Consider the following 22,388-nt stretch of genomic DNA (forward strand, 5'->3'; position numbering starts at 1 on the left):
GAGGCCGGTCGGCACCGGACATCAGCCACAGCGCCGGCCGGAACACCCACCCACCGCAGCGCGAACCACCGACCAGCACGGCAAGCGGCGACCCGCCCAAGCCCGGAGGAACCGCCCCGCGACGCGAAAAGCCCCAGCCTGAAAGCACGCACCAACCGCCCGACCCGGCGACCACCGACCCGCCCGAACCCGCGGAAACACCCCGCAACGCGAAAAGCCCCAGCCGGAGCACGCACATCCGACCGGCACGGCGAGCAGCGACCCGCCCGAACCCGGGAAACGCCGGTGGACCCGCCCTCCACGTCACGATCCGCACAGGGACGTGCGCCGTCCCGGGTGGGTGCCCTACTCTGGGATGGCGAGGGGAGTACTTCCCAAGAGCCGACCCGGTCAGTACGGACGTCCCACGACGTCCCCGGGCGGTCGCCCGCGCGACGCGGGTGAAGGAGACCTCGAACGGCCAAGCGCGTTCGAGGAGGACCCATGCCCGTCATGCCCGCAGTACTCTCGATGCCCGTCGTCCACCCGCCACCCGTGGCGTCCACGGCGTTCGAGGCGTCCACCGCCACCCTGGCCCCGGCCTTCGGGGGATCCGCCGCGCTGCCGGCCACCGCCCTCGGAGCCTCCGGCACGCCGTCCGGTGCCGGTCAGCTCTCCGCGGGCCTCCAGACGATCGGCTCCCCGCAGCTGTGGGGGATCAGCGTCGCCGTCCTCGTGCTGCTGCTGGCGCTGGACTTCGTGCTGACCCGGCGCCCACACGAGGTGCGGATGCGCGAGGCCGTCGCCTGGTCCGTCTTCTACCTGGCGCTGCCGCTGCTCTTCGGGGTCTACCTCTGGATGGACTTCGGTTCCGGGCAGGCGGTGGAGTTCTTCACCGGCTACGTGGTGGAGAAGTCGCTGTCGGTGGACAACCTGTTCGTGTTCATGCTGCTGCTGGCCGCCTTCGCGGTCCCGGCCGCGCTGGCCCAGCGGGTCCTGCTGTACGGCATCATCGGCGCCCTGGTGCTACGCGCGATCTTCATCGCGCTCGGGGCGGCCGTCCTGCAGAGCGGCACGTGGGCGTTCCTGCTGTTCGGCGCGATCCTCATCCTCACCGCAGTGAAGATCATCAAGGAGGCGCTGAGCGACGAGGAACAGCACGTCGACGTCTCGTCGATGCGGGCGGTCCGCCTGGTGCGGCGTTTCATGCCGGTCACCGACGACTACCACGGCTCCCGGCTGGTCGTCCACCAGAACGGCCGCCGCGCCCTCACCCCGCTCGCACTGGCCATCGTGGCCGTCTTCGCCACCGACATCGTCTTCGCCGTCGACTCGGTGCCGGCGGTGTACGGCGTGACCGAGGACCCCTTCATCGTCTTCACCACCAACGCCTTCGCCCTGCTGGGCCTGCGGGCTCTCTACTTCGTGCTGCTGGGCGTCCTGGCGAAGCTGCGCCACCTCAACCACGGGCTCGGCGTCATCCTGGCCTTCATCGGGGTCAAGCTGGTCCTGCACTGGGCGCACGGCATCTGGACGTGGGTGCCGGAGGTGCCCACCCTGCTCTCGCTGGGGGTCATCATCGTGGTCCTGGCCGTCGTCACCCTCACCAGCGTCCACGCCAACCGCCGCGACGCCAGAGCCGACGCCTCGACATAGGCGCCGGACGCGGGGCCGTGGCGGGCGCGGAGGCGCACCGCCGCGGAACCGTGCGGAAGGTGAGGCCGTACGGACTGCGGGACCGTACAGGGGGAGGAACCGCGCGGGACCGTCAGTCGCAGACGACGTCCGCGAGGCGGTCCAGGACCTGGAGGGGATCGGGCAGCGGGCGGCCGTCCGGGGGACGCAGCCAGGAGGCGGCCCCGCCGTTCGGGAGGGTGGAGGGCGGGGCGAGGACGTAGCTGTCGCGGCAGTGCCAGCGCAGTCCGGGCATCTCGTCGATCGTCGAGGGACCGTAGTCGAGGGGGCAGGACCACCACTCGTCCTCGTCCTCGGCGACGTTGCGGGTGGCCACGAAGAAAAGGACCCGGTCGCCGTGGACGGCGACCGGGCCCGGGATGAATCCGCCGGACTCCATGGCGGTGAGGGCCGCGAGGCCCCCCGCGGCGGGTACGTCGAAGACGTCGAAGACCCGTCCCGTGGGCAGGATCACGTTCGCCTCGGGCTCGTGCCGCCACCAGTGGGACAGCTGGGCCGGGTCGGTGGTCGCCTGCATCTGCCAGGCCCGGGAGAGCGGGTGGGCGCCCGGGTCGGGACAGCCGACGCGGTCGCAGGAGCACGCGCGGGGCCCCGTGGGCATCGGCCGGGCGCCGGGACAGCTCGCCCAGCCCAGGGAGGCGTACTCCAGCACCGAGTTGACCGTCTGCTTCGGATGAGCACGTCGTTTACCGCGACGAGTCCGTGGTACCCCCACCATTGTGTCCTCCGTCTCCGCCATACTCGCACCCCCGGATGAGGACGTATCCGCATTCTGGTGAGCAAGAGAAGTCAGACAGCCAGGGTCTACACCACCTGGGACACATCCGCACCGGTTCTCGCACTCTAACGCACGCACCCCACGGCGAAGTGACAAACTCCCAGTTCTCACGGTGTGCCGCTGGTCTCACCCGGCGTCACGCCGCTCCCACCGGCCCCGCGGAGCCCGCGCGCCGTTTCCACCGGCCCCGCCGGCCGGTCTCACCGGAGCTTACGCGCCACTTCCGTCGCCCAGTAGGTGAGGATCGTGTCGGCCCCGGCCCGGCGGATCGCGGTCAGCGACTCCATGATGACGCGGTCGCGGTCGATCCAGCCGTTCGCCGCGGCGGCCTCGACCATGGCGTACTCGCCGCTGACCTGGTATGCCGCCACCGGCACGTCCACCATGTCGCGCACCTGGCGCAGGATGTCGAGATAGGCGAGGGCGGGCTTGACCATCACGGCGTCGGCGCCCTCGGCGAGGTCGAGCCGCGCCTCGCGCAGCGCCTCGCCGACCGGCCCGGCCGCGTCCTGCTGGTAGGCACTGCGGTCGCCGAACTGCGGCGCGCACTCGGCCGCGTCCCGGAACGGCCCGTAGAAGGCCGAGGCGTACTTCACCGAGTAGGCCATGATCGGGAGCTGCTGGAAGCCCTCGGCGTCGAGGGCCGCGCGGATCGCCGCGACCTGGCCGTCCATCATGCCGCTGGGCGCGATGAACTGCGACCCGGCGCGGGCCTGGGCCACCGCCGCGGCGGCGTAGCGCTCCAGGGTGGCGTCGTTGTCGACCTCGCCGTCGGCGGTCAGGATGCCGCAGTGCCCGTGGTCGGTGAACTCGTCCAGGCAGGTGTCGGTCATCACGACCATCGCGTCGCCGACCTCGGAGACCAGGTCGGCGACGGCCTTCTGGACGATCCCCTCGGGGTCGTCTGCCGCCGAGCCGCGGGCGTCCTTCACCGCGGGGATGCCGAAGAGGATGAGACCGCCGACGCCCGCCTCGGCCGCCTCGTGGGCCGCCTTCCGCAGCGAGTCGCGGGTGTGCTGGAACACCCCCGGCATCGAGGCGATCGGGTTCGGCCGGTCGATGCCCTCCTTGACGAACAGCGGCAGCACGAGCTCCGCCGGGTGCAGCCTGGTCCCCGCGACCATCCGCCGCATCGCCGGGGTACGGCGGAGCCGGCGGGGACGCGCGACCGGGAACTGGGCGGTCATGGATCCTCCCTCTCCCCGGCCGCAGGGATCGAGGAGCCGGGGGACGCGTGTGGGGTTTCAGCCCGCTGGAAGCTGGAAACGCGAAAGCCGCCGCAGGCGCCCCGGCCTGCGGGCGGCTTTCGCGGCACGGTTCCCAGTCTATTTGGCGCGGCGCCGGGCTCCCCTCCGGGTCTGGGAGGGCCTGCGGGGGACGTCTCCGGCCCCGACGGCGGCCTGCCGCTGCTTGGCGCCGTACTCGGCCAGCGCGGACGCCAGGGCCGACGTGGAGGGCCTGTCGGCCATGACGTCGACGCGCAGGCCGAACTCCTCGGCCGTCCTGGCGGTCTGCGGGCCGATCACCGCGATGACCGTGACGTTGTGCGGCTTGCCCGCGATGCCCACCAGGTTGCGCACGGTGCTCGACGAGGTGAACAGCACCGCGTCGAACCCGCCGCCCTTGATGGCCTCCCGGATCGGCGCGGGCGGCGGCGCCGCGCGGACGGTCCGGTAGGCGGTCACGTCGTCGCACTCCCAGCCGAGCTCGGTGAGCCCGGCCACCAGCGTCTCGGTGGCGATGTCGGCGCGGGGCAGCAGCACCCGGTTGATCGGGTCGAGCATGGAGTCGTACGGCGGCCACTCGGCGAGCAGGCCCTCCGAGGACTGCTCCCCGGACGGCACCAGGTCGGGCTTGACGCCGAACGCCACGAGCGCGGCGGCGGTGGCCTCGCCGACCGCCGCGACCTTGAGCCCGGCGAACGCGCGGGCGTCCAGGCCGTACTCCTCGAACTTCTCCCGCACCGCCTTGACCGCGTTGGCGCTGGTGAACGCCACCCACTCGTAGCGTCCGGTGACCAGGCCCTTGATCGCCCGGTCCATCTGCTGCGGGGTGCGCGGCGGCTCGACGGAGATCGTGGGGACCTCCTCGGGCACGGCGCCGTAGGAACGCAGCTGCTCGACCAGGGCGGCCGACTGCTCCTTGGTGCGCGGCACCAGGACCCGCCAGCCGAACAGCGGCTTGGTCTCGAACCACGACAGCCGGTCGCGCATGCCGACGGCCTCGCCGACCACGATCAGGGCGGGCTCGGTGACCCCGGCGTGCTTCAGGTCGGGGCCGATCCGGCCGAGGGTGCTCACCACGGTGTACTGCTCGGTGGTGGTGCCCGCGCCGCTGACCGCGACCGGGGTGGAGTCGGGGCGTCCCGCCGCGATGAGCGCCTTGGCGATCGGGACGGCCTCGGCGACGCCGTTGTAGATCACCAGGGTGCCGGCGCCGGCCGCGTGGGCGGACCAGTCCTCGACCTGGGTGGCGTCCACGACCCGGAACTCCGGCACCGACACCGCCGCGGGGATGCCCGCGTAGGTCAGCACCGCCGTGGCCGGGGGCACGCCCGGCACGATCTCGAAGTCCACCTCCGCCTTCGCGCAGGCCGCGACCTCGTCAGTGATCGAGGAGAAGAACATCGGGTCGCCGGCGCACAGGCGCACGGCGCGGCGGCCGTCCTTGGCCGCCGTGACGGCCCTCAGCGAGACGGCGCCCTCCTCGGCGGCGTCCACGACCTCGGTCTCCGGACGGCAGTGACGCAGCAGCGCGCCGTAGGCCTCCCGGTCGAGCACGACGAGGTCGGCCTTCGAGAGCAGGTCGGCGCCGCGGAGCGTGAGCAGGCCCTCGTCACCGGGGCCGGCGCCCACGAAGGCGACGAAGCCCGCGGGGCTCTCGAAGGCGGTACTTCCGGAGCTCAATGTGCTTGCTCCCCTATCAACGTGCCGGCCCCTTCGGCGATCATCTCGGAGGCGAGGTCGCGACCGAGGTTCACGGACGCCGAAGGGTCTCCGGCGGTGGACTTGCGCACCGCGCGGCTGCCGTCCACGGCGACGACAGCGGCGGTAAGAATGAGTTGTTCCCCCTGGTGGGCGGAGTACGCCCCCACCGGCGCGGCGCATCCCGCCTCCAGGGCGGCGAGGACGGTCCGCTCGGCGGTCACCGCGGCCCGGGTGGCGGCGTCGTCGAGCACGCCGAGGAGCTCGACGAGGTCGGCCCGGTCGGACCGGCACTCCACGGCCAGCGCGCCCTGCCCGGGCGCGGGGAGCATCTCCTCGGCCTCGAAGATCTGGGCGATCTCCGCCTCCCGGCCCAGCCGGCCGAGCCCGGCGGCGGCCAGCACGACGCCGTGCAGCTCACCGGAGGTCACCTTGGCGATCCGGGTGTCGGCGTTTCCCCTGATGGGGACGTACTCAAGGTCGGGGCGGAGCACCCGCAGCTGGGCGATCCTGCGGGGCGAGCCGGTGCCGATCTTCGCGCCGGGCGGGAGGTCGGCGAGCTTCGCCGTACCGACCAGCGCGTCCCGGGGGTCGTCGCGCGGCGGGATGGCGGCGATGGTCACCCGCGGGTCCTGGGTGGTCGGCAGGTCCTTGAGCGAGTGGACCGCGAAGTCGATCTCACCGTCGATCAGCTTGTCGCGCAGCGCGCTGACGAAGACGCCCGTCCCGCCGAGCTGGGTGAGGTTGGCCTTGGAGACGTCGCCGAAGGTGGTGACGCCGACGAGCTCGACGGAGCGGCCGGTCAGCGCGGTGAACCGGTCGGCGACCAGGCCCGACTGGGTCGTCGCCATGAGGCTACGACGCGTTCCCAGTCTGAGCGGGGAGGAAACGCCGCTCACCTGCCCACCTCCTTCTCGACATCGGCGCATCTCACTGCGGCGGGGACCTTCGGGTCCAGGTTGAACAGCTCGCGCAGCGCCTCGGCATAATGATCGCCCGCCGGGGACTGCGCGAGCTGCTTGACACGCACGGTGGGCTCGTGGAGCAGCTTGTCGACCACGCGCCGGATCGTCTGGGTGACCTCGTCCCTGGCCCGCCCGTCGAGCTCCGGGAGCCGGGAGACGAGCCGCCCGAGCTCCGCCTCGACCACGTCGGCGGCCTTGGTGCGCAGCGCGACCACGGTCGGTGTGACCCGCGAGGCCCGTTCGGCCGACAGGTAGGCCGCGACCTCCTCGGCGACGATCTCCCGCACGGAGACGATCGCCTCGGCGCGCCCGCCGTCGTCGGTGTCGGCGTCGGCGATGCCGTCCTGCATCGACTCCAGATCGACGAGGGTGACGCCGGGGAGGTCGCGCACCGCGGGGTCGACGTCCCGCGGCAGCGCGATGTCCAGCAGGAACATCTCCCTGGCCGGGACCATGTCGGCGGTGATGACCAGGTCGGTGGCGCCGGTGCACGAGATGACCAGGTCGGCGCGGTCCAGCTCGGCCGCCAGCTCGCCGAACTCGGCGGCCCGGCCGCCGACCGCCTGCGCCAGCCGTACGGCGCGCTCGTGGGTGCGGTTGACCACCACGATGTCGGTGACGCCCGCCCGCTGCAGGGTCGCGGCGGACAGGGAGCTCATCGAGCCGGCTCCGACGACCAGCGCGGTGCGGTCCCCGACCGGGCCGATCACCCGCTCCGCCAGGGTGAGGCCGACGCTCACCAGGGACGCGCCGGCCCGGTCGATGCCGGTCTCGGCGTGGGAGCGCTTGCCGACCCGGAGCGCCTGCTGGACGAGGTCGTTGAGCGTCGCGCCGAGCGTGCCCTCCTCCTGGGCGAGCCGCAGGGCCGAGCGGACCTGCCCGAGGATCTGGCCCTCGCCCAGGACCATCGAGTCGAGCCCGGCGGCGACCGAGAACAGGTGCTCGACGGCGCGGTCCTCGTAGTGCACGTACAGGTGGGCCGAGAGTTGGTCGAGGGGGACGCCGGAGTGGACGCCGAGCAGCTCGGACAGCCCGTTGACCGCGGCGTGGAACCGGTCGACGACGGCGTAGACCTCGACCCGGTTGCAACTGGAGACCACCATCGCCTCGGCCACGGCGGGGTCGCGCTGGACGTCGTGAAGCAGCTTCACCAGCGCGTCACCCGTGACCGACACCCGTTCGAGCAGGGCCATGGGAGCCGTGCGGTGGCTCAGACCGACGACGAGAACGCTCACCGGGTCCCGACCTCCTTCACCGGCCGGCGCCGGCCGGCCATGATGTCCGCGCCCGCCCGGGCGATGCCGTGCCTCCGGAGCCTGCCGGGCCTTCCGGGTCCGCCGCTCACAAGTCCACCGCCTCGGGCCACTCCTCGGCCATCGCGGGTCCCCCACTCATCCGATCCGTCTTGCGCTGCTCGTGGAACGCGAGGATCTGAAGTTCGATTGACAGGTCGACCTTACGGATATCGACGCCCTCGGGCACCGTGAGCACGACGGGGGCGAAGTTCAGGATGCTGGTGACCCCGGCGGCGATGACCCTGTCGGCCACCTGCTGTGCGGCCGTCGCCGGTGTCGCGAGCACCACGATCGACACTCCCCGCCGCCTGATGACGGTCTCCAGATCGTCGATGTGCTCCACATTCAATCCCGCGATGTGGTCGCCCACCACTTCGGGGTCGGCGTCGAAGAGGGCGGCGACCCGGAAGCCACGGGAAACGAACCCGCCGTAGTTGGCGAGCGCACGACCGAGGTTACCCACTCCGACGATGGCCACGGCCCAGTCCTGGGTGAGACCCAGCTCACGGGATATCTGGTAGATGAGGTACTCGACGTCGTAGCCGACCCCGCGGGTGCCGTAGGAGCCCAGGTGCGACAGGTCCTTGCGGAGCTTGGCGGAGTTCACCCCGGCCGCCGACGCGAGGTCCTCGGAGCTCACCGTGGCCAGGCCCCTCTCGGACATGCCGTTGAGGGCTCGCAGGTAGAGCGGCAGCCGGGCGACGGTCGCCTCGGGTATGCCGCGTTCGCGAGCGTGGGACGGACGGCGGATCACGTGCCGGAGCTCCAGGGGGACAGGCGACCGGCGCGGCCGGAACGCGGCGGATGACGAGGTGAGGCCACTGTCTTTCAGGTTAGTCCCTTTGTGAAGCGATGCACAAAGTGAAAGTTCACGCATCCGCGCTCGTGCGGCCCTGATGTCGTCGGTGTCCTGGGGCGTCCCGCGATGTCCGGGCTGGCGGCGGCCCGGGGCACGCCGCGCGCGGCACCGCCGTACGGCTCGGCTACGGTGACTGCCATGGCACCGCAGGACCACCGCATCACCCTGCTCGGCAAGCCCGGCTGTCACCTGTGTGACGACGCCCGGGCGGTGATCGAGCGGGTCGCCACGGAGCTGGGCGTCCCCTGGGAGGAGCGCGACATCACCGTCTCCGCCGAGGACCAGGCGAAGTACTGGGAGATGATCCCGGTGACCCTGGTCGACGGCGTGCAGCACGACTTCTGGCGCGTCGACGAGGCCAGGCTGCGCGCCGCGCTGGCCTCCTGAGACGCGGCCGGCCGCCAGAAGGACGCCGCGCCGGCCGTCGGCAGGACGTCAGAAGGACGTCGGCAGCGGGAGCACCTTGGCGGCGTTCACCCTGAGGTCGATCACGTTGGTGGCGAGCACCATGTTCTGGCGCTCGCTGACGAACCGCTCGACGTGCGGCTGGCGCTGGTGCTCGGCGTAGGCCACCTCGTCCCGGTAGATCTCGTAGACGATGCGCTGGAGCGGGGCCGACTTCACGGCGTGGCAGGCGTAGATCAGCGTGTCGGGCTCCGCGCCGCGGACGGCCTCGACCGTCTCCTCGGCCAGCCGGTCGAACATCTCACCGGTGCCGTCGATGAGGGTGAAGACGGTCAGCAGCCCGAAGACGTTCGGCGAGGGGCGTACGGTCCCGCCCGGCCGTCCGGCCGCCGCCCCGGAGTACACCGCGCCGGTCTCCGGTGGCCCGGCCACCCGGCTGTGGCCCCCCGGGACGCCCGGGACGCCCGGCAGGCCGGGAGACGACGCGTCGGGGCGGCCGTGCCGGGCCTGCTGAGCGCCGAACGCCTGGTCGGCCGCCATGGGCCGCAGCGGCGAGTCGGAGACGGCGAACTCGCCCGTGCTGGGGCCGGCGGGACGCCTGCCGTACTCGTTCAGCGGGATGTCGTACTCGCCGGTGGAGCCGGCCCGGTCGTCGTGCGGTCCGGCCTGCGGGTCGTACCCGCCCGCGCCGGGCGGCATGCCGTACTCGCCCGCCATGAACATGCCGGTGGCCGGGCCGCCGAACGGGTCGTCCCCGGCGGGCTGGGGCTGCGCCGACCGGCGTCTGCGGCCCCCGCCCTCGGGCTCCGGCTCGCCCGCCCGGTACTCGGCGACGAGGTCGCCGAGGCCGGAGCGGCGCGGGGGCTCCTCGGCGAGGGCGCGCCGCCCCGCGACCGGGACGTCCGCGGCCGTCCGACCCGCGACCGGGACGTCCGCGGCGGTCCGCCCGAGGGCCGCGCGGCGGCCCGCCGGCTCGCGCCCGCCGGAGCCGCCCGCCGGGGCGTCGTATCCGTCCTCGTCCTCGTCGTCGTCCTCGTACGGCGCGAGCGGGCGGAGCAGGCCGTACCAGATCGCGGCCGCGGCGACGCAGAGCAGCAACGCGGTGAACATCCCCGGTACGGCGAAGCTCATCGCCCCCACGAGGGCCAGGCCGGTCGGGCCCAGCACGAGGAGGGCGTGCATGTTGTCGGCGTCGTACTCGTCGCCGCCCCTCCACCGCCGCACCGCCACCGCGACCCCCGCCACCAGGACGAGCGCGGCCACGACGTGGACGGCCAGCAGCACGTAGGTCGGGGGCAGGCCCCAGTGGACGCCTCCGGCCGGGAGGGACTTGCCGAAGCTCTTCTCCTCCTCCACCCGGTCGACCGCCAGGATCACGGCGCCGACGATCGTGAACCCGGCGCCCACGAGCCATGAGGCGAATCTGAGGCCGGCCCCGCGCGCCAGCAGCTGGACGACCCCGACGGCCAGCCACAGCGGGGCCAGCAGAGAGCCGGTCAGCTGGTACGCGCGGAACGTGGCCGCCCCGAATCCCAGCAGGTGACCTGCGCCGATCACTCCGAGTGACACGCACAGCGCCGCCGTCGTGAGACTCCAGGCGATCGCCCATCCCGTGGGCTCGCTGCGGAACCGGCCGACGAGGGCGGCGGTGGCGACGGCCGCGAGGAGTGATCCGGCGAATGCGATGACAGCGACGAGGACTTCCATGGTGCCCCCATGCTGCCGGACATCGGCCCCCTACCGGTAGCCGGGCGGCCGAACGTCCGGACACCACGGCCGGATCGGCCCGGAGTACCGCGATATCAGATGACTACCGTAAGTCACGATTTTGTCGTTTGGATTGTGGAATCACCTGTTTGATTCCTAGAGTGAGCGGGCACGCCGCACCCTCTCCCCCACAGGGATACCGGATGCCAGACACGTGGCCGCTCGCCGGGCACCTCCCCACCGCCGTCGGAACGCTCCCCGTCCGCGGCGACGAGCCCGCCGCGCGCGCGGACGCCGTGGAGGAGCTCCGCGAGCTCGTGCTGCGCGCCAAGACCGGGGACACGGACGCGTTCGGCGCGCTCTACGACCGCTACCTCGACCTGGTGTACCGCTACGTCTACTTCCGGGTCGGCTCCCATCCGCTGGCGGAGGACCTCACCAGCGAGACCTTCCTCCGGGCGCTGCGCCGGATCACCGATTTCACCTGGCAGGGCCGTGACTTCGGGGCCTGGCTCGTGACCATCGCCAGGAACCTGATCGCCGACCACTTCAAGTCCGGCAGATACCGGCTGGAGGTCTCGACCGCCGAGGTGGTCGACACCCCGCTCGACGGCCCGCACATCCCGGAGAACGCCGTCGTCACCGCCATGGTCAGCGACCGGGTGCTCAGCGCGGTCCGCGACCTGGGGCCCGAGCAGCAGGAGTGCGTGGTGCTGCGGTTCCTGCACGGCATGTCGCTGGCGGAGACCGCGCTGATCATGGGGAAGAAGAGCGGGGCCATCAAGGCGCTGCAGTTCCGCGCGATCAGGGCCCTCGCCCGCGCGCTGCCGTCGGATCTCGGCTGAACCCGTGTGTGGCGGCGTGAGCCCCGCGAACCCGGCGGAACCCCATGGGGGGACCCCGCGAGCCCGCCGGGGCCCCTGAGGCCCCCGTGAGGCTTCGGCGAGGTCCCGCGAAGCCCGGTCCGTGCGGCGCGTAACCCGCCACGCCGGGCCGTCGTTAGGCAGATGACACGATGCGTCACGGATCTGGGGCGGCAGGGAGCGTTCATGGGTGAGTGGCTGCCCGGCATCTCGCGCGGGTCCCGGGCACGCGCCCGGAGCCACGTCACGAGGCTCGGCACCCGGATGGACGGCGTGCCCCGGCCGGAGTTCCGCGCCGGGCTGCGCGAGCGCCTGACGAACGCCGTCCGGGAGGACCCCGCCGGGACGGACCCCGCCCAGGAGGACCTCGCCGGGGCGGACGAACCCGCGGCGCCGGTCGTCCCGGCGCCCCGGGCCCGGCACCGCAGGCGCGGCCGGCGGGGCGTCCGGGTGCGGCGCCCGCGGCCCGGCCGGCTCTACCGGCTCGTGAGCGCGGGGCTGGTGACGGCGATGCTGGCGGCGGCCCTGGTCACCTACCGGTCGATGCCCGGGGAGACGCTCTACCCCCTCAAGCGGGCCGCCGAGAGCACGCTGTTCCACCTGAGCGCCGACGAGGCCGAGCGGGCCGACCGCTCCTTCGGCTACGCCGAGACCCGCGCCCACGAGGTCGAGGAGCTCCTCGGCTCCTCCCGGCGGGAGAAGCGCCTGATCCGGCAGACCCTCAAGGACATGGAGGACACGACCCGCTCGGCGGTCTCCTCCCTCACCCGGGTGCGCCGCCGCGACTCCCGCGAATCCCGCCAGCTCAAGCGCTTCGTCCAGAAGCAACGGAACCAGATCGAGGGCATGCTCCCCAGGCTGGACGTCGAGGAACAGCGCCGGGCCAACGGCTACCTCCACTACATCATCCAACTCGCTCCCCCCGGCTGACGGACCGGCGCGGGACCCGTCCGGAGCCGCCGCGGGGGCCGTCCGCCGGGCCGTGACCGGGCCCGCGGAGTGCCTGCGAAGAGTCGGCGGAGGGTCGGCGGAGGGCCGCCGGCCCGCCGCGCGTCGCCTCCCGGCCACGCGTTGTATACCGGTTTAACCCGCCTGCGCCGGTTAAGCTGAGGTCCATGAGGCGGCTACTACGAAACCGGGACGAGGCGGGGACGGCCGGAGAGGTGGCAGCCGGAGAGGTGGCGGCCGCGGCGGCGGTCGCGCTGCCGATGGTCGAGCCCGACCCGACCGCCGCCGCCTTCTTCGACGTGGACAACACGATGATGCGCGGCGCGTCCATTTACTACTTCGCCCGCGGCCTGGCCTCCCGCGGCCTGTTCACCACCCGCGACCTGCTGCGGTTCGCGTTCGGCCAGACGGTCTTCCGGGTCCGCGGCGGCGAGAACCCCGAGCACATCGCCGAGGCCAGGGAGGCCGCGCTGGCGTTCGTGGCGGGCAACAAGGTCGAGGACATCGTCCAGCTGGGCGAGGAGATCTACGACGAGGTGATGGCCGACCGCATCTGGGCCGGCACCCGGGCCCTGGCCCAGAGCCACCTCGACGCCGGCCAGCGGGTCTGGCTGGTCACCGCGACCCCGGTGGAGCTCGCCCGGGTCATCGCCCAGCGCCTCGGCCTGACCGGCGCCCTCGGCACCGTGGCGGAGACCAGCGACGGCGTCTACACCGGCCGCCTGGTCGGCGACCTGCTCCACGGCCCGGCCAAGGCGGAGGCCGTGCGCGCGCTGGCCCGCCGGGAGGGCCTCGACCTGAGCCGCTGCTCGGCCTACAGCGACTCGGCCAACGACCTGCCGCTGCTGTCCATCGTCGGCAACGCCACCGCGATCAACCCCGACGCCGAGCTACGCGACCACGCCCGGCAGAACCAGTGGGCGATCAAGGACTTCCGCACCGGCCGCAAGGCCACCATGATCGGTCTGCCCATCGCCGCGGGCCTGGGGGCCCTGGCCGGCGGCGTGGCGGCCGCCATCGCGCTGCGCCGCCTCCACCGCGCCCGCTGACCCCCGTACGGGCCTCTGCGCGGGTCCCGTACGGCCTGCGCGGGTCCCGTACGGGACCGGTCCGCCCTTCGTACGGACCGGCCCCGTACGGCTCGGCCGTCCCGCCGGGCGGCCCCGGGGGTCCGCCGGAGGTCTCCGGGGGGAGCGGGTCAGAAGAACGGCGGGAAGGCGTGGCCCCGCCGCAGCCGCAGTTCGTTGAGCTGCTGCTGGATGATCTCGCGGACCTGGTCGGTGAGGTGGAAGACCACCATGGGGTCGTCGGCGTCCGCGGGGTCGAACTCGTCGGTCCGGACCGGCTCGCCGAACCCGATCACCCACTTGGACGGCAGCGGCACCGCGCCGAGCGGCCCCAGCCACGGGAACAGCGGGGTGACAGGGAAGTACGGCAGGCCGAGGGCCCTGGCCAGCAGGCGCAGGTCGCCGATCTTGGGGTAGATCTCCTCCGCCCCCACGATCGCGCAGGGCACGATCGGCGTCTGGGCGCGGATGGCCGAGGCGACGAACCCTCCGCGGCCGAACCGCTGCAGCCGGTACCGCTCGGAGAACGGCTTGCCGACGCCCTTGAACCCCTCGGGGAAGACCCCGACCAGCTCTCCCTTGCGCAGCAGGCGGTCGACGTCCTCCCGGCAGGCCAGGGTGTGGCCGGACTTGCGGGCCAGGTGACCGAGCAGCGGGAGGCGGTAGACCAGGTCGGCGCCGAGGAGCCGGAGCGCGCGGCGGGCGGGGTGGTGGTCGTGCAGGGCCACCTGGAGCATGAGCCCGTCCAGCGGGATGGTGCCCGAGTGGTTGGCCACGACGAGGGCCCCGGAGCCGGCCGGCACGTGCTCCATGCCGGTGGTCTCGACGCGGAACCAGTCGCGGTACAGCGGGCGGATCAGCTCCAGCAGCACCTTGTCGGTGAGCTCGGGGTCGAAGCCGAACTCGTCGACCTCGTAGTCGCCCGTGACGCGGCGGCGCAGGAGGGCCAGCAGTTCGGCGACGCGCCGGTCGACGTCGCTCACCGGGTCGCCGCCCGGGTGAGCAGGTCCGTCACGGCCACGGGCAGGCCGCCGGCGATGTCGCGGGCCCGCAGGAAGTCGTCGAAGGCCGCGGCGGTCGAGAACGCCGGCCGCCAGCCGAGGGCCGCGGTCAGCGCGGCGGTGTCGACGACGCGGCCGTGGCGCATCAGGCGGAGCTGCTCGGGGGAGAAGTCGACCAGGCCGGCGCCCCGGGCGAGCTCACCCATGAGCTGGAAGGCCGGAGAGGGCACCGGGACCGCGACCAGCCCGGCCCGGCGGACGCACTGCGACAGCAGGAGCACGCCGTCCCCGGCCACGTTGAACGTGCCGGGATGGTCCTCGGTGGCCGTCCGCCTGAGCACCTCGACCGCGTCGTCCTCGTGGACGAACTGCAGCCGGGGGTCGAAGCCGAGCACCGTCGGCAGGACGGGCTGGGTGAAGTACCGGGTCAGCGGCGAGTCGACGCCGGGCCCCATGAAGTTGGCGAACCTGAGGGTGGTGACGGCCACGTCGCGGCGGCGCCGGACGAACCCGCGGACGTAGCCCTCGACCTCGCAGGCGTCCTTGGCGTAACCGTGCGCCGGCGGCTCGGCCGGCTCGGCGTCCTCGGTGAAGACCGCCGGATCCCGGGGAGAGGATCCGTAGACGGACGTGGTCGAGCGCACGACGAGACGGCGGACCGTGGCGGACCGTTGACAGGCACCGAGCAACTGCATGGTGCCGATGACGTTCTGCTCTTTCATGAGCGCCCGGCCGCCGCTCCGGGAGGGAGCGCTCACCAGACTCATGTGGACCACCGTGTCGACGTCGGCGCCCGCGATCACCTTGGCGATGTCGGGGCCGCGCGGATCCACGCGGACGAACTCCGTCCGGCCGAGGGGGACGCCGCCATCACCTGACAGCGAGGGCGGCGGCGCCGTGTCCACTCCGATGACCCGGTCGATCTCCGGGTCTGCCGCGAGAACGCTCGCCACCCGGGCGCCGATGTGGCGCGAGACCCCGGTGACGAGCACGGTGTGGGTCATCGACGCCTCGCAGATCCGCTTCGCTACTTCTTGTTACGCCGCTGGATGCGGGTCTTCTTGAGAAGCTTGCGGTGCTTCTTCTTCGCCATGCGCTTGCGGCGCTTCTTGATCACAGAGCCCACGGGACCCCCAGGTAGCTGGTAGCCGAGATTGTCAAACCGGTGCGCGAACAACACACCGGCTCAACAGACTACCGGCGATCCACGGTAGATCGGCCCTGGGGGAGACCCGGGGGACGTTTTGGGAACTCACGGCGCGCCGCGCGCGCCGCTACCTCGTCCTGCTCCGCCGTCACCGGCCGGGGTCGGGGACGGCGAGCCGGTCGCCGACCCCGGACGGTCTGCGGCCGGCGCCCCCCGGCCGGCGCCGGGGAGCCCACCGCTTCAACCCGCCTCGATGTAGGCGTCCCTCAGATAGTCGTGAACCGCCTGCTCCGGCACCCGGAAGGATCGGCCGACCCGGATGGCCGGCAGCTCGCCCGAATGCACGAGTCGGTAAACGGTCATCTTGGACACCCTCATGACGGTGGCCACCTCGGCCACGGTCAGGAACTTCACCTCACTGAGAGGTCTTTCGCCTGCAGCCATCGGACGCCTCTTCCGCACGTGTTTCCGGGTTATCCCCACTGGTGCCATCGCTCACGCACGTGTACTGCCGTCAGCGTAAGTCGGGACTCGGAGTGCGCAAACCCCCTATTTTGTCAGCCCCCGCAGTCCCACGTCAGCGAAACGGAGAAACTCGCTGGCCAGCAGCCGGACCGTGCCCCTCGCCTAGATCTTGGAACGGACCAACTGTCTCCTATTAGAGTCGCCCACAATCTCCAAAAAGTTGACAAACGGTCGGCGAGGCGGGCGGAATGCAGGCGCGAAAAGCCGGTATAGGGACGTCCGCAACGACGCCCCCCACGCCTCACAGGGCCCGCACGACCCTCTCGACCAGATACTTCGTAAGCGGATCGTAATGTCTCGGTAGCACGTTGTCATCGAGCGGCACGGTGACAGCGATCTTGCCTTCCGCCTCCCCGACGAAGAGCGCGGGGTCGTTGCTGTCGGCGAACCCGACCGTGAGGAGGCCCGCCTCACCCGCCGCGCCGGCCCAGCCGTGGTCGGCGATCACCAGGTCCGGCCGGCCGTCCCCGGGCCCGGTGATCCCATCGAGCATGGCCTCCATCGGGGCCGGGTCGTGGGTGTGCACGAAGGCGCCCCGGTCGTCCAGCATGGCCACGTCGTCCATGTACCTGATCTTGCGCTTGCGGCCGTACCCGGAGCCCCAGTAGGACCAGCCCTCGGCCGGGCTCATCATGACCGCGCCGTGCCGGCGCAGCAGCCTGGCCAGGGCGAGGTGGACGGTGAGCAGGCCCGTGGGATGGCCCGTGGCCATCAGGACCCGCGGGGCGCCGCGGCGCAGCACCCCGGCGATCGTGTCGCCCATCGCCTCCACCGCGGCGATCGTCAGGTCGGGGTCGATGGTGTCCTGGCCCTCCCGGTGCCCCGGGTCGGCCACCACCCCGGCGGAGGAGGCCATCAGCTCCAGCACGTCCCGGTAGGACCAGCGGCCCCGCAGGGTGAGCCCGAACAGGTGGTAGGGGTCGCGGTTGGCCAGCGACCGGTAGTGGTCGAGGTTGTTCTCCCGGCTGGTCGCCACGTCACCGGCGATCCGGGTGCGGACGAGGTGGTCGCGGAGGGCCTCGCGGTCCGGCGGGGACGCGGAGGGGCCCGGCCGGGCCGTGGAAGGGCCCGGTGAGATCGCGGACGGGTCCGGCCGGGTCACGGGAGGGGGTCCAGCCCGTGGAGGGGGAAGACGGCCTTCCTGGTGGCCATGACGGCCCGGTCGATCGGATCCGCCGGGTCGTATCCGGCGGAGAAGTCGGCGAACTCCGGCTTCCTGCCGTCGGTCAGCGTCAGCGGCGCCGTCTGACCCGTCCGCTCCTTGGTGACCCTGCGCCACTCCGGCGGGGTGGCGGTGGCCGGGTCGAGCGGCCGGCCCGCGACCTCGGCCAGCAGGTGCGTCCAGGCCCGGGGCACGACCTGCACCAGCTCGTAGCCCCCTCCCCCGGTGACGACCCAGCGCCCGCCCGCGGTCTCGTGGGCCAGCTCGTGCAGCGCGGCGTAGGCGGCGCGCTGGCCGTCCAGGCTGAGCATCAGGTGGGCCAGCGGGTCCAGCGCGTGGCTGTCGCAGCCGTGCTGGGTGACCAGGATCTCGGGGGCGAACTCCCTCAGCAGCGGCGGGACCACCGCGTGGAAGGCCCGCAGCCAGCCGCCGTCGCCGCAGCCCGCCGGCAGCGCCACGTTGACCGCCGTGCCCTCCGCCCCGGTCTCCCCGGGAAAGCCCGTGCCGGGGAAGAGGGTCTTCGGGCTCTCGTGCAGGCTGACGGTCAGGACCCTGGGGTCGTCGTAGAACGCCGCCTGGACGCCGTCGCCGTGGTGGACGTCCACGTCGACGTAGGCGACCCTCGCCGCACCCTGATCGAGCAGCCAGGCGATGGCCACCGCCGGGTCGTTGTACACGCAGAACCCGCTCGCGGCGGAGGGCATCGCGTGGTGCAGGCCCCCCGCCACGTTCACCGCGTGCTCGGCCTCGCCCGTCCAGACCGCGCGGGCGGCGGCCAGGCTGGCGCCGGTGATCAGCGCGGACGCCTCGTGCACCCCGGTGAAGGCCGGGTTGTCCTCGGTGCCGAGCCCGTGGAACAGGTCGGGCCGTCCGGTCGCGGACACCCGCCTGACGGCCTCGATGTAGTCGCGCGTGTGGACCAGCGCCAGCTCGTCGTCGGTGGCGGGTGCGCAGCCGGTCACCTCGACCGCGTCCAGCACGCCCAACTCCCGCGCCAGGGCCATGGTCAGCTCGACCCGCACGGGAGCGAGCGGGTGCCCCGGACCGAAGTCGTAGGAGGTGAGGGCGTCGTCCCAGACGACCCGCACGGAACGGCTCACGGGTCCTCCTCCTTCGCCGGCCTGGTGCGCGGACCGCCGCGCTCCCCGGGCCGCCCTCCGCTCTCGCTCACGGGCTGCTCGCTCACGGGTTCTCCCCCGCCGGGCGCGGCGACGCCGCGCATCCCCGGGGTGCCCCCGCTCCGGCCGACGCTACCGCACCCCGGCGGGCGGGGACCGGTACGGATGCTCCGGAGGAGCGAACGCTTTTCATCTAAGCGAAATATCCATATTTATTCGCCCCACACCCCGGCCGCCACGAGGCCGCGGCGCGAACGCGGGCCGTACGGCGGCACACGGACGGGCGGATACGGCGGGCCGCCGGTCAGCCGGCGCCCGGTCGGCAGGCGGGCGGGTACGGCGGGCCGTCGGGTATTGCGGGGCGCCGGTCAGCCGGCGGCGAGCTGGCGGCTGCGGTCGCGGGCGGCCTCGATGGCCGCCAGGAAGGCCGCCCGGACGCTGTGGCGCTCCAGCTCGGCGATGGCCGAGATGGTGGTGCCGCCCGGGGAGGTGACCGCCTCGCGCAGGATCACCGGGTGCTCCCCGGAGTCTCGCAGCATGATGGCCGCGCCGACGATCGACTGCGTGACCATGTCGAGGGCCGCGGCGCGGGGCATGCCGAGCAGGATGCCCGCGTCGACCATGGCCTCGACGAGATAGAAGAAGTAGGCCGGGCCGCTGCCGGACAGCGCGGTCGCGGCGTCCTGCTGCGACTCCGGGATGCGCAGCACCTTGCCGACCGGCCGCAGCAGGTTCTCGGTGAGCTCCAGGTGCCTCTCGGAGGCGTGGGAGCCCGCCGAGATCACGCTCATCGCCTCGTCCACCAGCACCGGCGTGTTGGACATCACCCGGACCACCGGGATCTCGCCGCCCAGCCGGGACTCCACGAAGGAGGTGGTGATGCCCGCCGCCGCCGTGACCACCAGGCGGTCGCCCGGGACATGCGGGGCGATCTCCGTCAGCAGGGCGGCCATGTCCTGGGGCTTGACCGCGAGGATGAGCGTGTCGGCGGACTTGGCGGCCTCGGCGTTGGAGACCACCTGCACGCCGTACCGCTCCCTGAGGTCCGCGGCGCGCTCGGCGCGGCGCGCGGTGACCAGCACCTCGTCCGGCCCGGCCCCGGCCCGGATCAGCCCGGACAGCAGGGCCTCGCCCATCTTGCCGGTTCCCAGAATCGCGATCATTTCGGCGCACCTAGCGTGAGAGGACCATCGGGGGAAGTGAATCCCCAGCCTAAGGGGTCCGCCCGCATGGCACCGGGCGGCGTGCGACCCGACCGGAGCGTCCTCCCCGGGGAGGGCCGCCCGCGGAGCGGCGTGGCGGGATGAACGGTCTCCGTGAACCGGTCCGGCGGCCGGGACGTTGTAGGGGTATGCGGACGATCACGACCTCTCTCCTGGCCGGCAGCCTGTTGCTCGCCGCGGCCTGCGGCGTCGAGCAGGGTGACACCGCGGCCTCCGTCACCGCGAACGCCCCGGCGGGGCACGGCGCCGGAACGGTCACCGGCCCCTCTCAGCCGGTCTCGCACACCCTGCCGCCCGTGGCACCCCGTACGGAGCCCACGCACGGCACGCCCATGCCGGTGAGGCCCGAGGGCCACACCGTCAATCCCCGCAAGGCCAGGTGGCTCACGGCCAAGCCGTCCAAGGACGGCCGGAGCCTGCGGGTCGTCTGGTGGTCGGGGGTGGAGCCCTGCTCCGTCCTCGACCGGGTGAGCGTCAAGGAGACGTCCCGGCGGGTGACCGTCACGCTCTGGGAGGGCCCGAGCAGCAGGAAGCAGAACGTCGCCTGCATCGACATCGCCGTCAAGAAGGTGACGACCGTCAAGCTCAAGGCCCCCCTGGGCAAGCGCAAGGTCATCGACGGGGCGCGCTGACCCCACGGAATCCAGCCACCGATCTTCCCGCTCGATGTTTGGCGGGTGGATCGGTGGCTACGCCATGTCCGGGTGACGGACCGCCCGTTGTTCCCCGGAGATCGGGAATGCTTTCACGCGCCGAAAGGTTGAGCGACGTAGACTCAAGTCGTTTGACAAACGTCACTCGAGACCCCAGTATGAGTCCGACAGACTCAACTTTGACTACAAGGACGTACTCATGGCACGTGCGGTAGGTATCGACCTGGGGACGACCAACTCCGTCGTCTCGATCCTCGAGGGCGGTGAGCCCACCGTCATCGCCAACGCTCAGGGCTCTCGGACCACGCCGTCCGTGGTCGCCTTCGCGAAGAACGGCGAGGTCCTCGTCGGCGAGGTCGCCAAGCGGCAGGCCGTCACCAACGTGGACCGGACGATCCGCTCGGTCAAGCGCGAGATCGGCACCGACTGGAACCAGGAGATCGACGGCAAGAAGTTCTCCCCCCAGCAGATCAGCGCCTTCGTCCTGCAGAAGCTCAAGCAGGACGCCGAGGCCTACCTGGGCGAGAAGATCGCCGACGCCGTGATCACCGTTCCGGCCTACTTCAACGACGCCCAGCGCCAGGCCACCAAGGAGGCCGGGCAGATCGCGGGCCTGAACGTCCTGCGCATCATCAACGAGCCGACGGCCGCGGCGCTCGCCTACGGCCTCGACAAGGACCAGGACCAGACGATCCTGGTCTTCGACCTCGGCGGCGGCACCTTCGACGTGTCCCTGCTCGACGTCGGCCAGGAGGACGGCCACGGCTTCGTCGAGGTCAAGGCCACCAGCGGCGACAACCACCTCGGTGGCGACGACTGGGACCAGCGCGTCGTGGACGAGCTGGTCAACCGGTTCAAGAACGCCCACGGCGTCGACCTGTCCAAGGACAAGATGGCCCTCCAGCGTCTGCGTGAGGCGGCGGAGAAGGCCAAGATCGAGCTGTCCAGCCAGTCCGAGACCAGCATCAACCTGCCCTACATCACGGCCTCCGCCGAGGGCCCGCTGCACCTGGACGAGAAGCTCACCCGCGCCGAGTTCCAGCGGCTCACCGCCGACCTGCTCGAGCGCTGCAAGGGCCCGTTCCACCAGGTGATCAAGGACGCCGGCATCAAGGTCGCGGACATCGCGCACGTCGTGCTCGTCGGCGGCTCGACCCGCATGCCCGCCGTCACCGAGCTCGTCAAGGAGCTGACCGGCGGCAAGGAGCCCAACAAGGGCGTGAACCCGGACGAGGTCGTCGCCATCGGCGCCGCCCTGCAGGCCGGTGTGCTCAAGGGTGAGGTCAAGGACGTCCTGCTGCTCGACGTGACCCCGCTGTCGCTGGGCATCGAGACCAAGGGCGGCATCTTCACCAAGATCATCGAGCGCAACACCACGATCCCGACCAAGCGCTCCGAGGTCTTCACCACGGCCGAGGACAACCAGCCGTCGGTGCAGATCCAGGTGTACCAGGGCGAGCGTGAGATCGCGGCGTACAACAAGAAGCTGGCCACCTTCGAGCTGACCGGCATCGCCCCGGCGCCGCGCGGCATCCCGCAGATCGAGGTCACCTTCGACATCGACGCCAACGGCATCGTGAACGTCTCCGCCAAGGACCTCGGCACCGGCAAGGAGCAGACGATGACGATCACCGGCGGCTCCGCGCTGCCGAAGGACGACATCGAGCGCATGATGCGCGAGGCCGACTCCTACGCCGAGGAGGACAAGCGGCGCCGCGAGGAGGCCGAGACCCGCAACAACGCGGACTCGCTCGTCTACCAGACCGAGAAGTTCCTCAGCGAGAACTCCGACAAGGTCCCGGACGACGTCAAGACCGAGGTCACCGACTCCGTCGCCGAGCTGAAGAAGGCCCTGGAGGGCACCGACACGGCCGTGATCCGGACCGCCGCCGAGAAGCTCGCCACGGTCAGCCAGAAGATGGGCTCGGCCATCTACGCCCAGTCGCAGGGCTCCGAGGCGGCCGGCGCCGCCGCCGGTGCCGGGGACGCGTCCGGCCAGAAGGCCGACGAGGACGTGGTCGAGGCCGAGATCGTGGACGAAGAGCCCAAGCGCGACAACGGCGCGAAGTGACGG

21 protein-coding genes are annotated in these 22,388 nt (G+C 72.2%); 7 read left to right on the forward strand and 14 right to left on the reverse strand.

Translation table 11 applies throughout. From position 1 onward, the window contains the following. The first annotated feature begins 492 nt into the window (after positions 1-492). Entirely contained in the window at positions 493-1,635 is a 1,143-nt protein-coding gene (locus tag ACZ6W9_RS20670; RefSeq protein ID WP_389966522.1) for a TerC/Alx family metal homeostasis membrane protein, read from the forward strand. A 112-nt stretch (positions 1,636-1,747) separates the two neighbouring features. Here the strand turns inward: ACZ6W9_RS20670 and ACZ6W9_RS20675 are convergent, their stop codons facing one another. From ACZ6W9_RS20675 to ACZ6W9_RS20700, 6 genes are all read right to left on the reverse strand, one after another. Beyond that, positions 1,748-2,392 carry a bifunctional DNA primase/polymerase gene (locus ACZ6W9_RS20675; protein WP_389966525.1) on the reverse strand — a complete coding sequence of 215 codons (645 nt, stop codon included), beginning with the start codon at positions 2,390-2,392 and terminating at the stop codon, positions 1,748-1,750. Positions 2,393-2,652: 260 nt separating this feature from the next. Further along, a complete protein-coding gene (gene hemB / locus ACZ6W9_RS20680) occupies positions 2,653-3,639 on the reverse strand; it encodes a porphobilinogen synthase (protein ID WP_389966528.1) in 987 nt (328 codons plus the stop codon). Between the two features lie 138 nt (positions 3,640-3,777). Beyond that, positions 3,778-5,358 carry a bifunctional uroporphyrinogen-III C-methyltransferase/uroporphyrinogen-III synthase gene (locus ACZ6W9_RS20685; RefSeq protein WP_389966531.1) on the reverse strand — a complete coding sequence of 527 codons (1,581 nt, stop codon included), beginning with the start codon at positions 5,356-5,358 and terminating at the stop codon, positions 3,778-3,780. After that, the gene (gene hemC / locus ACZ6W9_RS20690; protein WP_389966534.1) at positions 5,355-6,227 is read right to left on the reverse strand and encodes a hydroxymethylbilane synthase; all 873 of its coding nucleotides are present in this window, start codon (positions 6,225-6,227) and stop codon (positions 5,355-5,357) included. Before hemC ends, ACZ6W9_RS20685 begins: the two co-directional genes overlap by 4 nt. 44 nt (positions 6,228-6,271) lie before the next feature. Continuing rightward, a complete protein-coding gene (locus ACZ6W9_RS20695) occupies positions 6,272-7,576 on the reverse strand; it encodes a glutamyl-tRNA reductase (protein WP_389966537.1) in 1,305 nt (434 codons plus the stop codon). 106 nt (positions 7,577-7,682) lie between these two features. Beyond that, a complete protein-coding gene (locus tag ACZ6W9_RS20700; protein ID WP_362938818.1) occupies positions 7,683-8,390 on the reverse strand; it encodes a redox-sensing transcriptional repressor Rex in 708 nt (235 codons plus the stop codon). A gap of 243 nt (positions 8,391-8,633) precedes the next feature. On the opposite strand from ACZ6W9_RS20700, the gene ACZ6W9_RS20705 reads away from it, so the two are divergent. Then, a complete protein-coding gene (locus ACZ6W9_RS20705) occupies positions 8,634-8,882 on the forward strand; it encodes a glutaredoxin family protein (protein ID WP_389966541.1) in 249 nt (82 codons plus the stop codon). 48 nt (positions 8,883-8,930) lie between these two features. Here the strand turns inward: ACZ6W9_RS20705 and ACZ6W9_RS20710 are convergent, their stop codons facing one another. Further along, a complete protein-coding gene (locus ACZ6W9_RS20710; RefSeq protein ID WP_389966544.1) occupies positions 8,931-10,607 on the reverse strand; it encodes a putative quinol monooxygenase in 1,677 nt (558 codons plus the stop codon). Between the two features lie 203 nt (positions 10,608-10,810). Here ACZ6W9_RS20710 and ACZ6W9_RS20715 point away from each other — a divergent pair, with 203 nt between their 5' ends. The 3 genes from ACZ6W9_RS20715 (at position 10,811) to ACZ6W9_RS20725 (ending at position 13,467) form a co-directional block, all read left to right on the forward strand. Then, complete coding sequence (locus tag ACZ6W9_RS20715) at positions 10,811-11,452, forward strand: sigma-70 family RNA polymerase sigma factor (RefSeq protein ID WP_362938827.1); 642 nt, start codon at positions 10,811-10,813, stop codon at positions 11,450-11,452. A 204-nt stretch (positions 11,453-11,656) separates the two neighbouring features. After that, positions 11,657-12,400, forward strand: a complete 744-nt coding sequence (locus tag ACZ6W9_RS20720; RefSeq protein WP_389966547.1) for a DUF5667 domain-containing protein — start codon at positions 11,657-11,659, stop codon at positions 12,398-12,400. A gap of 185 nt (positions 12,401-12,585) precedes the next feature. Then, the gene (locus tag ACZ6W9_RS20725; RefSeq protein WP_362938833.1) at positions 12,586-13,467 is read left to right on the forward strand and encodes an HAD family hydrolase; all 882 of its coding nucleotides are present in this window, start codon (positions 12,586-12,588) and stop codon (positions 13,465-13,467) included. Between the two features lie 149 nt (positions 13,468-13,616). Here the strand turns inward: ACZ6W9_RS20725 and ACZ6W9_RS20730 are convergent, their stop codons facing one another. The 7 genes from ACZ6W9_RS20730 to proC all read right to left on the reverse strand — a co-directional run bounded on the left by ACZ6W9_RS20730 (position 13,617) and on the right by proC (position 19,601). After that, positions 13,617-14,468, reverse strand: coding sequence for a lysophospholipid acyltransferase family protein (locus ACZ6W9_RS20730; protein WP_362938836.1), 852 nt, complete (start codon positions 14,466-14,468; stop codon positions 13,617-13,619). After that, positions 14,465-15,490 carry an NAD-dependent epimerase/dehydratase family protein gene (locus ACZ6W9_RS20735; RefSeq protein ID WP_389966552.1) on the reverse strand — a complete coding sequence of 342 codons (1,026 nt, stop codon included), beginning with the start codon at positions 15,488-15,490 and terminating at the stop codon, positions 14,465-14,467. The genes ACZ6W9_RS20730 and ACZ6W9_RS20735 overlap by 4 nt, the downstream gene beginning before the upstream one ends. Before the next feature lie 23 nt (positions 15,491-15,513). Further along, a complete protein-coding gene (locus ACZ6W9_RS20740; protein WP_018654693.1) occupies positions 15,514-15,612 on the reverse strand; it encodes a 30S ribosomal protein bS22 in 99 nt (32 codons plus the stop codon). A 261-nt stretch (positions 15,613-15,873) separates the two neighbouring features. Next, positions 15,874-16,077: a helix-turn-helix domain-containing protein gene (locus ACZ6W9_RS20745; protein WP_179820581.1), complete on the reverse strand. Its 204-nt coding sequence runs from the start codon at positions 16,075-16,077 to the stop codon at positions 15,874-15,876. 322 nt (positions 16,078-16,399) lie between these two features. Continuing rightward, a complete protein-coding gene (locus ACZ6W9_RS20750; RefSeq protein WP_389967129.1) occupies positions 16,400-17,236 on the reverse strand; it encodes a phosphatase in 837 nt (278 codons plus the stop codon). 20 nt (positions 17,237-17,256) lie between these two features. After that, a complete protein-coding gene (locus ACZ6W9_RS20755; RefSeq protein ID WP_470119122.1) occupies positions 17,257-18,420 on the reverse strand; it encodes an acetoin utilization protein AcuC in 1,164 nt (387 codons plus the stop codon). A 386-nt stretch (positions 18,421-18,806) separates the two neighbouring features. Then, complete coding sequence (gene proC, locus ACZ6W9_RS20760) at positions 18,807-19,601, reverse strand: pyrroline-5-carboxylate reductase (RefSeq protein WP_389966559.1); 795 nt, start codon at positions 19,599-19,601, stop codon at positions 18,807-18,809. Between the two features lie 188 nt (positions 19,602-19,789). Between proC and ACZ6W9_RS20765 the strand changes: the two genes are divergently transcribed. Beyond that, positions 19,790-20,293: a hypothetical protein gene (locus tag ACZ6W9_RS20765; protein ID WP_389966562.1), complete on the forward strand. Its 504-nt coding sequence runs from the start codon at positions 19,790-19,792 to the stop codon at positions 20,291-20,293. Between the two features lie 220 nt (positions 20,294-20,513). Beyond that, the gene (gene dnaK / locus ACZ6W9_RS20770) at positions 20,514-22,385 is read left to right on the forward strand and encodes a molecular chaperone DnaK (RefSeq protein ID WP_470119124.1); all 1,872 of its coding nucleotides are present in this window, start codon (positions 20,514-20,516) and stop codon (positions 22,383-22,385) included. Positions 22,386-22,388 lie beyond the last annotated feature (3 nt).

This window comes from Streptosporangium sp. NPDC053982 (genome assembly GCF_055585205.1).